Here is a 14,150-nt window from a genome sequence, read left to right on the forward strand (position 1 = left end):
TCCCGAAAACCCAGACAAATGACAAAGGGCTGGCCCGGAACACATGAACGCCCCGGACCAGCCCCTCAAAGCAATTAGTTCAGCAGTCTCCTAGGCACCACCGCATTACCGACGGCGGCCCTTCCGAGTGGACGGGCCGCCGTCGTCGTTAACAACGGCCTCCATACGGAAGAATTGACCCCATGACCGAGCAAAGCGGTGCCAAGTGGCATGACGAACCCACCGACTACGCGCAGATCGGCAAACTCCCGCGCACCGAGGCTGCCAGCGCCAATGACACGGCACCGCCGGCAAGCGTCAGCGGATCCCTCAACATCACCGCCGCGGCGGCAGATCCCGAACTCCTGGACCTGCCGTGGCACATCGCGCTCGAAGACTGGCCAGCCGCGAACCTTGCCGCCCTGCCCCGCGGTATTTCCCGGCACATTGTGCGTTTCGCGCACCTCGCCGGCTCCGTCATCGCCATCAAGGAAACGTCCGAACACGTTGCCCGGCACGAATACCACATGCTCCGCAAGCTGGCACGGATGGATGTGCCTTGCGTCGAGCCGGTTGCGGTCATCACCGGCCGTACCACCCCTGACGGCAAGCCGCTGAACCCCGTGCTGGTCACCCGGCACCTCAAGTTCTCCATGCCGTACCGGGCGCTCTTCTCCCAGATGCTGCGCCGGGACACCCTGACAAGGCTCATCGATGCCCAGGCGCTGCTTCTGGTGCGCCTGCACCTGATCGGTTTCTATTGGGGCGACGTCTCCTTGTCCAACACCTTGTTCCGCCGCGACGCAGGCGCCTTCGCCGCGTACCTCGTGGACGCCGAAACCGGCGAACTGTATCCCGACCTGTCGGTGGGCCAGCGCGAGTACGACCTCGAGATCGCCCGCGTCAACATCGCCGGGGAACTCATGGACCTGCTCGAAGGCGGCCTCATCGAGGAGAAGGTGGACCCTGTGGCAACGTCGGAGCTCATCATGGACTCGTACCGCCGTCTTTGGGCCGAACTCACCGAAAAGGAATCGTTCGAGCTCGGCGAACGCTGGCGCGTGGGAGCGCGCATCCGCCGCCTCAACGAACTCGGCTTCGACGTCGAGGAATACGCCATCAAGACCACCCCGGACGGCTCCACCATCCAGCTTCAGCCCAAGGTCGTCGACGCCGGCCACCACCAGCGGCGGCTGCTCCGCCTCACTGGCCTGGATGCCCAGGAGAACCAGGCCCGCCGGTTGCTCAATGACATGGATTCATTCCGGGCGGACAACAACCCGGACATGGACGAAGAAATCAGTGCCCACACCTGGGTCAGCCAGATCTTCGAGCCCATCGTCCGGTCCATCCCGCGCGATCTAGCGGGCAAGCTTGAGCCGGCGGAAGTGGTCCACGAAGTGCTCGAACACCGCTGGTACATGAGCCAGAAGCAGGACAGCCACATCCCCTTGGCGGAAGCCGTGCAGTCCTACTTGGATACCATCCTGCGCCACCGGCGTGACGAGGCTGCCATCATGCTCAATCCGGACACGGCGCTGCTCAAGATCCTTGAAGTTGAAACCGAGGAGTCGCGGTACGACCAGGACGAATACCCGGATGCGGACGACTAGCGAGGGGGTTCAGGGCCCCAGCGTCTCCGCGAGTCCCTTAAGCACCGGTTCGCGCCCGAGCTCGATGTGGGAGTACGCCAGCGTGTAGGCGAGATCGGCCTTGCCGCCGAGGATGGCGTTGCACAGTTCCATGTGCTCGTCGCGCTGGAGTTCGTTGCTGCGGTTGTGGGCGAGCCCGAAGATCCAGCGCATACGCCCAAACAGCGGTTTGACCGATTCGATGAGCAGCCGGTTGCCGGACAGCCGGACGATTTCGGCGTGGAACGCCGCACTGAGGCGTACGACGTCGTCGGTCCGGTCGTCGTCGATCGCTTGCCTCGTGTCGTCGAGGAGTTCCTGCAAGCGGCCACCCGGTTCGCCCGCCGCGACGCGGACGGCCGCCATACGGGCCGCGAACGTTTCCAGGCAGAGCCGCACGTCGAAGAGTTCATTGACGTCGGTGAGCGTCAATTGGCGCACCACGGCGCCCCGGCGGGGGAAGGTCTCCACGAAACCATCCTGCTCAAGGCGTTGGATGGCTTCCCGCACAGGGATTCGTGAAACGTTGTAAAGCTCGGAGAGCTCCCGCTCACGCAGCCGCACGCCCTGCTCGTATCTCCCCGCCACGATTCCTTCAAGAACCAGCTGGTAGACCTGTTCGGCCCGGGCTTCGTCGTCGCGGCCAGTCAGCGTTTCGGGCATCGGCTTCGGCCACCCTTCCCTTCCCCATCGTCTTGCGGTCCACCCGAGCATACACGGGGCGGAAACATAGCTGTTTGGTATTCCAGATAGCGCAATATTTGTGATTTACATCCCATCGAACGTGCTCTACTCTATTTTTGGTATACAAAACGTCCGGAGCTTACTCCTTGGATCATGAATCGAGCACCCCCGTTGACCCAGCTACAGTCCACCGTCGAAGCTACGGCTGCGAGTCCATCACCCAGCACGTCCGCTAATAGACCCACCGCCGTGGCGCGGTCCCTCCTGGCCACGGCCTGGTTGAGGATCCGCCGGAGCAAGATTGCCTTGTTGAGCCTCTGCGTGGTGGTGGCCATCATCTTGTTCGCTATCCTCGGCCCCCTGCTCAGTGCCATGTCCGGCAACGATCCCTTCACGTCCAACACGAGCCCCGAGGTCCTGGACGACCTCCAGACTCCCGGTTTGCCGCTCCCGGGATACATGTACCCCTCGGCAAGCCATTGGCTGGGCGTGGAACCCGGCCTGGGCCGCGACCTGTTCGCGCGCCTCGCCTACGGTGGCCAGGTATCCCTCACCATTGCCTTGTTGTCCACCGCGGTCTCGGTTGTCCTGGGAACCGTGATCGGTGCAGCCGCGGGCTACTTCGGTGGCAAAACGGACGCCATCATCAGCCGCATCATGGATCTCTTCCTCGCCTTCCCGCACCTCTTGCTGGTCCTTTCGCTGACACCCATCCTTCAGTCGCGGCTGCGGGATACCCCGCTGGGCCAAGGCAGCTTCCTCCCCATGGCTTCGCTCGTGATCATCCTGGGCTTCTTCGGCTGGGCATACCTCGCCCGCATCGTCCGGGGCCAGGTGCTGAGCCTCCGCGAGCGCGAGTTCGTCGAGGCTGCGCGGTCCTTCGGCGCCTCGCACTTGAGCGTGCTGTTCCGGCAGATCATTCCCAACGTCATGGGCGTCGTGCTGGTCTACGCCACCATGCTCATCCCCACGAACATTTCCGCAGAAGCCGCGTTGTCCTTCCTCGGCGTCGGCGTCAAGGATCCCACGCCGTCGTGGGGCCAGATGCTCAACGCCGCTCAATCCGGCAACTGGTACCTCAGCGATCCCTGGTTCCTTGCAGTCCCCGGCGCCATGCTCATCGTCACAGTCCTCGCGTTCAACCTGCTCGGCGACGCCGTGCGCGATGCCCTGGACCCCAAGGCATCGCGCCACTAATCCCCTTCATACCCGTTCCACCCACCCCTATGAGGAGCACAATGAAAACCCCCACCAGAGCGCTGGCCCTTGCCGTGCTGATCGCAACTGCCGCCACAGGCTGCGCGGCGGGACAGAACCAGGCCGGAACTGCCGCCACCGGCGCTTCGGGCACGGAGCAGGCTCCCGAAGTGGTCAAGCCCGGCTTCACCGCCAAGGGCGGCAACATCAACGTCCTGATGTCGTCGGACTTCCAAACCCTGGACCCGGGCAACAGCAACTACGTCCAGACGGCCAACGTCGGCCAGCTGTACTACAGGAACCTGACCATGGCGAAGGAGACGGCCGGCCAGCCGCCCACCATCGTTCCGGACCTCGCCACGGACACGGGCCAGGTGTCCAAAGACGGACTCACCTGGACGTTCACCCTCCAGAGCGGCGTCAAGTTCGAAGACGGCCGCCCCATCACCTCCGCCGACGTCAAGTACGGCATCGAACGCACGTTCGCCCAAGACGTTTACACCCAGGCCCCGCAGGAGCTCAACGCAGCGCTCGACGCCGGCGGCTACAAGGGGCCGTACAAGGATCCTTCCGCCGACCTCAAGGCCGTTGAAACGCCCGACGAACGCACCATCGTGTTCCATTTGAAGAAGCCGTTCGCCGAGTTCCCGGCTTTGGCCTCCCGTTCCAACACCTCGCCGGTCCCGAAGGACAAGGACACCAAGCTGGACTACACCAACCACCCGGTGTCGTCGGGCCCCTACATGGTTGAGTCGTACAGCCGCGGAAAGTCGCTCAAACTGGTGCGCAACCCGAACTGGGATCCGGCCACCGACCCCAACCGCTCGGCGCTTCCGGACACGTTCAGTTTCTCGCTCTCCACTTCGCAGGCCACCATCAGCCAGCAGCTCCTGGCCAATTCCGACCCCAATGCCCTCACCTTGGACTCCAACGGTGCACTTCAGACCTCGGATTCAGCCAAGCTGGCTGATGCCCAGGTCAAAGACCGTGTTGCCTCGGGACTGCTCGGCTGCAACGACGTCCTCAGCCTCAACACCGAGAAGATCTCCGATCCCGATGTCCGCAAGGCGATTGCCCTCGCCCTGGACCGTCAGTCCATCCTGGTCCAGTACGGCGGACGCCGCTTCGGTGAACTCACCCAGACCCCGCTCAACACCAAGATGCGCGGCTACGTAGCCCAGGACCTCGAGATCGACCCCACCGGCAAGCCCAAGCCGGAGGAAGCAAAGAAGCTCCTCGAAGGCAAGAACTACCCCAAGAACCTTAGCTACGGGTATGCCAACAACCGCGACGCCTACAAGAACACAGGCACCGTAATCCAGCAGAACCTCAAGGCCTTGGGCATCGACGTCCAGCTCGTGCCGATCCCGGCCCCGAACTACTACTCCGTCCTGGCCAGTGACCAGCTGCCGGACATTGCGCGTTCGGGCTGGTGCGGCGGCGCCGACCCCGCGTCGGTGCGTACGTCAGCCGATCCCATCCTCGGACCCAATAACGACGGCACCAGCTACGGCTTCTCCAACACTTCGCGCTACTTCGATCCGCAGATTTCGAAGGCCATGTTCGAGCTTCGGAACACGGCCGGGACTTCGGAAGAACTCGGCAAGAAGTGGTCTGAGGAGTTCGGCAACGCCCTGAAGACCTACCCGATCATCCCGCTCGTCCGCAGCCACACCAACAGCGTGGTGGGCTCCAACATCCGCAATGCCCAAGTGGGCTACTTCTTCGGCGGCATCGACCTTTCGATCGTCGGCGTCGAGCACTAACCAGGCCTAATACACACAACCAGGTTCAGCCCAGAAGGGAGGCGGGCCGCCCGGCTACTGCCGGGCGGCCCGCAACCAGCACAATGATCAGATTCATCTTTCGCCGGGCAGGTTCCCTGATCCTGCTTCTCGTAGCCGTCAGCTTCATCACCTTCACGCTTTTCCAGCTTGGACCTGCCGATCCCGCGTCGGCCGCTTGCGGCCAGGAGTGCACTCCCGAACGCATCGCGGAAGCCCGCGTGGCCCTCGGCATGGACCATCCTTTCCTGATCCAGTACATCGACTACATGCGCGGTCTGGTCTCGCCGCGGATGATCGGTGCTCCCGGAGCCGAGTCGATCTGCCAGTGGCCATGCCTCGGCAAATCGTTCCAAACCAATGAAAACGTCTCGGACATCATCGCCCGTTCCTTGCCCTACACGCTCTCCATGGCGGTCGGCGCGCTCGTGCTCTGGACCGTTTCCGGCGTCGGGCTCGGTTTGCTGGCCGCCCTTCGCAAGGGAACCGCCACGGACAAGTTCATCGTCGGCGCAGCGTCCGTTGGTGTCTCGCTGCCTATCCCCGTCACCGGCTTGTTCCTGTTGCTGGTTTTCGTCAACCAGTTGCACCTCCTGCCCTTCACGACGAACGAGATCAACAGCCCCTTCGGTCCGCACGGCCCGGGGGCCTGGGTGCTCAACTACTTCCTGCCCTGGGTTGCCCTCGCGGTGCTTTTCAGCGCGGCGTACATCCGGGTCACCCGGACCAACATGATCGAGACCTTCAGCGAGGACTTCATCCGTACGGCCCGCGCCAAGGGCCTGGCGCCCCGGACCGTGACGTTCAAGCACGGCGTCAGGGCCGGCATCACTCCTGTCGTGACCATGCTTGGCATGGACATCGGGCTCCTCCTCGGCGGCGCCGTCCTCACCGAGCAGATCTTCTCCGTCCCGGGACTCGGTTTCACAGCCGTCCGGGCTGCCATTTCCGGCGACCTCCCCGTCACCATGGCCATCACCATGCTGGCGGCCTTCTTCGTCATCGTCGCGAACGTCGTTGTCGACCTCGCCTACGCTGCCATCGATCCCCGAGTGAGGCTCCAATGACCCAGCTCCAACCCAGTCCGGCGGGTCAGCCGGCCACCCGAGCTGCGGACCCCGCCCCGGGGACCGCCGCCTTCCTGGACGTCCGCAACCTGTCGGTGAAGTTCCCCACCGACGACGGCCTTGTCTCGGCCGTCAACGGGATGGATTTCTCCTTGGAACGCGGTCAGACCCTCGGCATCGTCGGGGAATCCGGGTCCGGCAAGTCGGTCACCAGCCAGGCGCTCATGGGACTGCTCAAGGGAACCTCCGCCCGCGTCACCGGCCAGGCGTTCTTCCAGGGCAAGGACCTTGTGACACTGCCCGAATCCGGCATGCGGCAGCTTCGCGGCCGGAACATCGGCATGATCTTCCAGGATCCGCTCTCGGCCCTGCATCCCTTCTACACCGTGGGCCATCAGATCGCCGAGGCCTACCTCGTCCACAACAAGGCAAGCAAGAAGCAAGCCCGCACAGCCGCCGTCGACATGCTCGGAAGGGTGGGCATTCCCAGCCCCGGGCAGCGCTACGACGAATACCCGCACCATTTCTCCGGGGGCATGCGCCAACGCGCCATGATCGCCATGGCCTTGATCTGCGAACCGGAACTGCTCATCGCGGACGAACCCACCACCGCCCTGGACGTCACCGTGCAGGCACAGATCCTCGACCTCATGTCCGAGCTCCAGGAAGAAACGAACTCGGCCCTCATCCTCATCACCCACGATCTTGGCGTGGTGGCCGAAGTCTGCGATTCCGTGCTGGTCATGTACGGCGGCCAATGCGTCGAATCGGGTCCCGTGGACCGGATCTTCTACGACACACAGCATCCATACACCCTGGGCCTGCTCAAATCGATGCCAACGCTGAGCAGTTCCTCGGGCAGGCTCAACCCCATTCCCGGCCAGCCGCCGTCGCTCCTTGACCTCCCGAAAGGCTGCATTTTCAGCGCCCGGTGCGAATACGCAGCCCTCGCCGGCGACGGCGTGTGCGCGGGCAGGCGGCCGGAGCTCGTGGTCGAGGACGGCCACGGCAAGCGCTGCCACCTGAGCGGCCCCCAGATCGTCACCATTCGGAATACGCGTTAGGACCCGCCATGGACACGCAAGCAATTCTCCAGGTGGAGAACCTCCAGAAGCACTTCCCCATCAAAAGCGGACTCTTCCCGCCCACAGGATCCAAGACTGTCAAAGCGGTCGACGGCGTCTCATTCAGTCTCGCCCGCGGCCAGACGTTGGGGCTCGTGGGTGAGTCCGGCTGCGGAAAGTCGACCACCGGACGCATGGTCGCCCGGCTCATGGATCCCACGGGCGGGAGGATCCTGATCGACGGCGCGGACATCGGTCAGCTGGGCGGCCGCGATCTGTACAACTTCCGCCGCAAAGTCCAGATGATCTTCCAGGACCCCTTCGCCTCCCTCAATCCACGGCAATCGGTAGGCACGGCCATCGCGGCGCCGATGCTGGCACAAAAGATCAACCCGGCCGGCGGCCTCAAGAACCGGGTCAAGGAACTCCTCGAACAAGTTGGCCTCAAGGCCGAGCACTACAACCGTTTCCCGCACGAGTTCTCCGGCGGCCAGCGCCAGCGGGTTGGAATCGCGCGGGCCATCTCGCTGAACCCGTCCGTGATCGTGTGCGACGAACCCGTATCCGCCCTCGATGTCTCGGTACAGGCGCAAGTGGTCAACTTGCTGCAGGAGATCCAGCGGGACACCGGCGTGGCCTACATCTTCATCGCGCACGATCTTTCCGTGGTCCGCCATATCTCGCATGAGGTGGCGGTGATGTACCTCGGCAAGATCGTGGAACAAGGGCCCAAGGAGGAATTGTTCCGTGATCCCCGGCATCCCTACACGCAAGCGCTCTTGTCCGCGGTGCCCTTGCCCGATCCCCGGGCTGCCCGCCAGCAGCAAAAGATCCGGCTCCGGGGAGATCTACCCTCGCCGGCAAACCCTCCCAGCGGTTGCGTCTTCCGCACCCGGTGTCCGCTGTTCGGATCCCCGGGCAGCCCGCCAGCAGCAACGCTGCATCAGCGAAATCCCCCTACCAGCCAGCTCTTCTGCCCCCAGCCTGCCATCACGCAGGTCTGGAATCCGCAGCCATAGCTGGTGTGCAATAGATCCAACATCGAAGGAGCAACACATTGAACACCCTGATTCGCGCCGTCCGCCCCTGGGGACAAGCATTGAGCGATGTCCTGATCACGGACGGCAAGATCACCGGCGTCGAACCCCACGCTGGGGCGCGGGCCGTCCCAGGCGACACAACCGTCGTCGAGGGCCGTGGCCGCCTTCTCGTGCCGTCGTTCTCGGACGTCCATGTGCACTTGGACTCCACCCGCATCGGCTTGCCGTTCCGCCAACACACAGGCGGTCCGGGCGTGTGGACCATGATGATGAACGATCGGCAGAACTGGCGCAACGCCGAGGTTCCGCTGCAGGAACGGGTCAACAACACCCTCGGCCGGATGATCGCGCGCGGAACCACGCGCGTCCGCTCCTACGCCCAGATCGACGTCGATTGCCGCCTCGAGCGTTTCGATGCCGTGATGGCCGCCAAGGAGCAGTTCAAGGGCCAGGCCGACGTCGACATCATCGCGTTCCCGCAGGCCGGGCTTCTCCTTGAGGACGGCACCGTACCCCTCATGGACCAGGCACTCAAAGCCGGCGCCAATGTCATGGGAGGCATCGATCCGTGCAGCCTCGACCGCGACCCCGCCCGGCATCTGGACATCGTCTTCGGACTGGCCGAAAAATACCAGGTCCCCATTGATATCCACCTCCACGAGCCCGGCGAGCTCGGTGTCTTCAGCACTGACCTGGTGATCGAGCGCACCCGAGCCCTGGGCATGCAGGGCAAGGTCACCATGTCCCATGCCTACCAGCTGGGCAGCGTCTCCGAGGCCACCACGCGCCGCCTCATCGACGAGTTCGCCGAGCTGGACATCTCCATGGCGTCCGTGGCGCCGGGCTCCGCCGGCGTGGCAGGCCAGCTGCCCATTCCGCTGCTCGCCGAAGCCGGCGTCCGGATGGGCTTGGGCGAGGACGGCCAGCGCGACTACTGGTCCCCGTACGGCAACACGGACATGCTCGACCGCACCTGGCAGCTCGCTTTCACCCACGGCTTCCGCAAGGACGAGCTCATCGAGCACTGCCTAGCGATCGCCACCGTAGGCGGCGCCAGCATCCTTGACCCGTCCGCCACCCGGCTGAAGGGCACGGCACACCGCCCGGGCGTCGAGGTCGGCGATCCCGCCGAACTCCTGCTGCTCGACGGCGAAACCGTCGCCTCCGCCGTCATGGACCGCGGCACCGACCGCACCGTGATCCACCGCGGCAAGGTCGTGGCAGAGCAGCTCGAGCTCATCTGATTCCGCCGGGTGGGAGGCCAGAGCGTGGTTTGGTTTGCGCCCGGCCCTCAGTGGCTAGTGCCCGACGGCGGCGAGCTCGCCAAGGTGCTCCGCCTTGGCGGCTGCCACTGACACCGCGCGCCCGCGCACCGCGAGGAAACCGGCAACTGCGAGCAGCACCGCTTCCGCCGCCAAGGCCCAAAAGGAAGCGTCCCAGCCGCCGGACCACTCATGCAGGAATCCCGCGCCCAGAGGCCCCAGGGAGGCCAATGCGAAGCCCAAGCCCTGGCTCATGGCGGACAGGCTGCCGGCGCTCTCTGGCCCTGCCGAGCGGATGACTACCAACGCCATTCCCAGCCCGAACCCGGCGCTTTGGACGATCCCCAAGAGTCCCACCATGAGGAATTGCAAAGCTACGGGCGCCGTCAGGACTCCTATCAAAGCCGCAGCGACGAGCAGTCCCAGGCCCGGCGCCATAACCTTCAGGACCGGGCGACGCCCCGCGAGAACGGGGGCCAGCAGGCTCGCGGGCAGCCCTGCGACGCTGAACCAGGCCAGGAGCCCTGCTGCGTCGGCCGCGGTCTGGCCCTTCGACACCAGGAACACCGCGAGCCACGAGGTCACGGCGAAATACAGCATGGCTTGCAGCCCGAAGAAAGCGGTCACGGCCCAGGCCGTCCGCTGCTTCCGCAGCGGAATGGTGGCGCGTTCGCTCGTAGCGCCGCCCGCCGTCGTCGTCTCCTGTAGGCCAGCGCCCGACGCCGCTCCGCCGGTCCCGTCCCGGCGTCCGGCTGCGTGACCCGCGCGGTGGATCAACGCGGCCCCCAGCAAGGCGGGAACGGCCCAGACGGCCAGTGCCCCGGCGAGGCTTCCACCGAGCGCTTCCTGCAGCGGCTGGACGAGTCCTGCGCCAAGCGCCGCGCCCATCCCGAAGCCCATGGTGCACAGCCCCGTCCACCACCCGGAACCGCGGTTGGCCTTGACGATCTGCGGCACAAGAACGCTGGCGGTCATGATGGATGCTCCTGCGAGGAACGTTCCGGGCAGCAACAGTCCGGGCACGAGTACGCGGACAAGCAGCGCCGCGGCAAGTACCAGGAGCGCCGCCGCCACGGCACTGCCGGTGCCCAGGCGACGGGCCAGCCATGGACCGCACGGAGCCGAGACCCCGAAAGCAAGCACAGGCAAGGCGCCAAGCAACGGCAGCAGATGCGCGTCGAGCCCGAATCCTGCCTGCAGCTGCCCCATGGTGCCGGCGATCGTCGTAATGGCCGGACGAAGGTTGATCGAGACAAGCGCCAGTGCAACAAGTACCAAGGCGGTCTTTCGAGCCGTGCTCGCGGAAGTACCGCTGCGCGGCGGGTGTGCTTGTCCCATTGAGTGTCTCCCTGGAATCTCTTTTGGTATACCAAATAAGATTAGGGGCATTGGGAATCAAAGTAAACTGGCGTAAAAATGTCAGCCGGGTGTGACGCGAGATCTTGGTAATCAGATTTGGAATACCAACTGGCTAGATAGCCTTGCCAGGGTTGAAGATTCCGACTGGATCGAAAAGCTCCTTGATGCGGTGCTGCAACTCGCGGACGGGCCCGGGCTGCTCGAGGCCGAGCCAGCGCAGCTTGTACTGCCCCACCCCGTGCTCGCCCGTGATGGTTCCGCCCATCTCCAGCGCGGCATCGATGGAGTCGTCCAGGGCCTTGTTGAGGCGGGACATGGCATCGGCGTCCACTTCCCTGTCCACACGGTCCACCCAGAAGGTGGGGTGCAGGTTGCCGTCCCCGGCATGGGCCACCACCTTGAGCCGGACATCGTGGGTTACGGCCATGGCCTCGAGCGCGGCCACGTAGTCGACAAGCCGCGACCTCGGAACCGCGACGTCCTCGCCTACCCGGTATTCGTTGTCCACCTCATCGCCCCGACTCGAGCGCCGCATGTCAATGAGGCGCTCGGCTTCCGCATTCGATTCCGCCGTCACCGTCGCGCCCCCGGCCGCGAGCACTTCCCGCACCAGCGACGCCTCCGCCGCAGCTCCGAAACCGTCGGTCTGGATCAGCAGCAGCGCCTGCCCCCGTTCTCCGAGGTCCGAACCGTACAGTTCGTCGAGCTGGGCCAGCGTACCGGCGTCGAGCATTTCCATGATGGCGGGCTGAACGCGCGCCTTTCCGACCGCAAGAACCCCTGCAGCCGCACTGCGGAAGTCCGGATAGAACGCCGCCATTGTCCGTACCTCGCGGGGCAGGTAGCGCAGGCGCACCGTCACGCCCACCACGATGCCCAGGGTGCCCTCGGAGCCCACAAACAATGCCGTGAGATCGTATCCGGCCACGCCTTTGAACGTCTGGTGTCCTGTGTGGATGAGCGAGCCATCGGCCAGGACGACGTCGAGCGCCAGCACCGAGTCCCTGGTCACGCCGTATTTGGCGCAGCGCAAGCCGCCGGCGTTCGTGGCCACATTGCCGCCGATCGTCGACATTTTGTAGCTCGCGGGGTCCGGCGCGTACATCAGGCCGTACTCAGCAGCGGCGGCGTTCAGGTCAGCGTTCACCACGCCAGGTTCGACGACGGCGGTCTCATCGTCCGCGTTGAGCTCCAGGATGCGGTTCATGCGTTCCAGGCTGAGCACGATGCACCCCTGGCTGGCATGGGCGCCGCCGGAAACTCCGGTGCCGGCGCCGCGGGCGACAATCGGAACCCCGTGCTTGGCGCAACTGCGCACGACGTGCTGCACGTCTTCAACGGATTCGGCGAACACCACTGCAAGAGGCAGCTGCAAGTCCAGGACTGGTCCCAGGTCTGCCGCATATCCCGTTCGCGTGTGTTCGTCGACGGCGACTTGCCCCGGAGTGAGGGCGGCCCCCAGCTCATCGACGAACGCGCCAGGGCTTGTGCTTTGGCGGATCGGCCCGGAGGGCTGAATCCGGCGGGCCATGACAATTTCCATCCTGGCTTTGTCCTGCGGATACGGCCGGCTCGCGCCGGTGTATTCAAATCCGTGCCGCTCGTAGAACGCCCTGGCGCGCGCGTTATCCTCGTGGACACCCAGTTCGATCACGCCGGCTCCAAGCTCGGCGCCTGCTACGGCGCAAGCTTCATCAAGCAACTGGTCAGCCAGTCCGAGGCCACGGTGTTCAGGTGCGACGTAGACGCTGATCAGCATGGCTTGCAGCGCCCCGGAAGGGTCCTGTGGCTGCTTGATGACCACGCGCATGAGGCCATTGATCCGGCTGCCGTCCACACCGTCATCCGCCACGAGGGTGACGCTCGAGTCGCCCGACATCGTGGCTGCCCGCTCTTGCCATTGAGTGTCGGTCTGACGCCGAGCAGCCGCCAGGCTCTCCACGTAGGCCATCGGGGTGTCCGACAGCATTTCCAACCGGACGTCGCGAAGCAACCGCCAGTCGGCTGCTTGGAGACGACGGATTCTATTCACTTCCGCCGCCCATGAATCGGACATAGCGCTCGAGAACTCCGGGCCAGTCAGCCGCGTAGTCCGCACGGGTTTGCGCGGGGTGTTCGGCGCCTTCCCAGCCGTCGTGCACCAGGCGGACCTCCGTACCTCCGTCAACCGCACGGAATGCAACGCGAAGCTCGGTGGACCACATCGCGGTGCTCCCCGGATACCAGCTCGCATGGAAGGACAGCGGCGGCTGCCAGTCGTCGATCGTGCCCCATATCGAGGTACGTCCGTCGTCAGCAGTCTCCAGGATCAAATTCTCCTCGAACTCAACGTGCGAGCCTGCCCCGTAGACGCTATGGTCCTCCATCGGCCACCAGAGATGCGGGTGATCGGTAAAGCCCATGAAGGCATGCGCCACCGGAGAAGGCACGACGACGGTGCACACCACGGGGTCCAGCTCACCGGATTGCTCAGGCTGTGGTTCGGAGTCCGGCGCGAGGTGACTAAAGAGGCTCTCCATGTGCACCAACTTTACCGCCCGGCGAAGCGCCCGACTCCGGACCCGACCCGCTCCCCCGCAAACGCCGGCTCACATATACCGGGTGCTGGCCGGACGCCCGCTCACATATACCGGGTTTCGGCGGGACGCCGGCTCACATATGCCGGGCTTTCGGCGGGACGCCCGCTCACTTATGCCGGGTCCTGGCCGGACGCCCGCGCACGTCTGGTGGGCGGCGGCCGGAGGCCCGGGGGCCGGTCCGGCATATATGTGAGCCGGGGTTGGCCCGGAACCGTTGATATGTGAGCCGGGGTGTGGGATTTCCGGCTCATACGTGAGCGGGCGTTGGCCCGGAACCGTTGATATGTGAGCCGGGGTGTGGGATTTCCGGCTCATAGGTGAGCCGGGCGGAAATTGTCAAGCTGTGTGGAGTCACTGGGCTAGTTTTTGGGGTGTTTTGGTCTCGGGCAGGTTGATCCCGACGTATCGGGCGGGGGCCGGTGTGCTGGGTCGTTGGCGGAACCTTCCCGGGTGTCGTTCGTAGTAGTCCTGGTGGACTTTGTCTCGCTTGTCCCAGAGCTTTTG

Annotated in this window: 11 protein-coding genes and 1 pseudogene; 7 read left to right on the plus strand and 5 right to left on the minus strand. The window is 64.8% G+C overall.

Annotated elements, in window-relative coordinates:
- Positions 1-182: 182 nt before the first annotated feature.
- Positions 183-1,592 carry a DUF4032 domain-containing protein gene (locus AB0O52_RS22995; RefSeq protein WP_364542859.1) on the plus strand — a complete coding sequence of 470 codons (1,410 nt, stop codon included), beginning with the start codon at positions 183-185 and terminating at the stop codon, positions 1,590-1,592.
- 9 nt (positions 1,593-1,601) lie between these two features.
- On the opposite strand, the gene AB0O52_RS23000 is transcribed toward AB0O52_RS22995, so the two are convergent.
- On the minus strand, positions 1,602-2,273 hold the full coding sequence (locus AB0O52_RS23000; protein WP_364542861.1) for a GntR family transcriptional regulator: 672 nt from the start codon (positions 2,271-2,273) through the stop codon (positions 1,602-1,604).
- Positions 2,274-2,447: 174 nt separating this feature from the next.
- Here AB0O52_RS23000 and AB0O52_RS23005 point away from each other — a divergent pair, with 174 nt between their 5' ends.
- The 6 genes from AB0O52_RS23005 to AB0O52_RS23030 all read left to right on the plus strand — a co-directional run bounded on the left by AB0O52_RS23005 (position 2,448) and on the right by AB0O52_RS23030 (position 9,690).
- Entirely contained in the window at positions 2,448-3,491 is a 1,044-nt protein-coding gene (locus AB0O52_RS23005; protein ID WP_364542864.1) for an ABC transporter permease, read from the plus strand.
- A gap of 41 nt (positions 3,492-3,532) precedes the next feature.
- Positions 3,533-5,257, plus strand: coding sequence for an ABC transporter substrate-binding protein (locus AB0O52_RS23010; RefSeq protein ID WP_364542867.1), 1,725 nt, complete (start codon positions 3,533-3,535; stop codon positions 5,255-5,257).
- An 83-nt stretch (positions 5,258-5,340) separates the two neighbouring features.
- Complete coding sequence (locus AB0O52_RS23015) at positions 5,341-6,342, plus strand: ABC transporter permease (RefSeq protein ID WP_364542870.1); 1,002 nt, start codon at positions 5,341-5,343, stop codon at positions 6,340-6,342.
- Complete coding sequence (locus AB0O52_RS23020; protein WP_364542873.1) at positions 6,339-7,406, plus strand: ABC transporter ATP-binding protein; 1,068 nt, start codon at positions 6,339-6,341, stop codon at positions 7,404-7,406. The genes AB0O52_RS23015 and AB0O52_RS23020 overlap by 4 nt, the downstream gene beginning before the upstream one ends.
- 8 nt (positions 7,407-7,414) lie before the next feature.
- Positions 7,415-8,425, plus strand: a complete 1,011-nt coding sequence (locus tag AB0O52_RS23025) for a dipeptide ABC transporter ATP-binding protein (protein WP_364542876.1) — start codon at positions 7,415-7,417, stop codon at positions 8,423-8,425.
- Positions 8,426-8,463: 38 nt separating this feature from the next.
- Positions 8,464-9,690, plus strand: coding sequence for an amidohydrolase family protein (locus AB0O52_RS23030; RefSeq protein WP_364542879.1), 1,227 nt, complete (start codon positions 8,464-8,466; stop codon positions 9,688-9,690).
- Between the two features lie 54 nt (positions 9,691-9,744).
- Here AB0O52_RS23030 and AB0O52_RS23035 read toward each other — a convergent pair whose 3' ends face one another.
- From AB0O52_RS23035 to AB0O52_RS23050, 4 genes and pseudogenes are all read right to left on the minus strand, one after another.
- Complete coding sequence (locus tag AB0O52_RS23035; protein ID WP_364542882.1) at positions 9,745-11,046, minus strand: MFS transporter; 1,302 nt, start codon at positions 11,044-11,046, stop codon at positions 9,745-9,747.
- Positions 11,047-11,179: 133 nt separating this feature from the next.
- A complete protein-coding gene (locus AB0O52_RS23040; protein ID WP_364542888.1) occupies positions 11,180-12,598 on the minus strand; it encodes an FAD-linked oxidase C-terminal domain-containing protein in 1,419 nt (472 codons plus the stop codon).
- 54 nt (positions 12,599-12,652) lie between these two features.
- Positions 12,653-13,123 (minus strand): annotated as a pseudogene (locus AB0O52_RS23045) (N-acetyltransferase); the annotation flags it as partial.
- Positions 13,092-13,586: a hypothetical protein gene (locus tag AB0O52_RS23050; RefSeq protein WP_364542885.1), complete on the minus strand. Its 495-nt coding sequence runs from the start codon at positions 13,584-13,586 to the stop codon at positions 13,092-13,094. The pseudogene AB0O52_RS23045 and the gene AB0O52_RS23050, both read right to left, overlap by 32 nt.
- Between the last annotated feature and the right edge of the window lie 564 nt (positions 13,587-14,150).

The organism is Arthrobacter sp. NPDC080073, from assembly GCF_040686575.1.
In the GTDB taxonomy this organism is placed as follows: domain Bacteria; phylum Actinomycetota; class Actinomycetes; order Actinomycetales; family Micrococcaceae; genus Arthrobacter.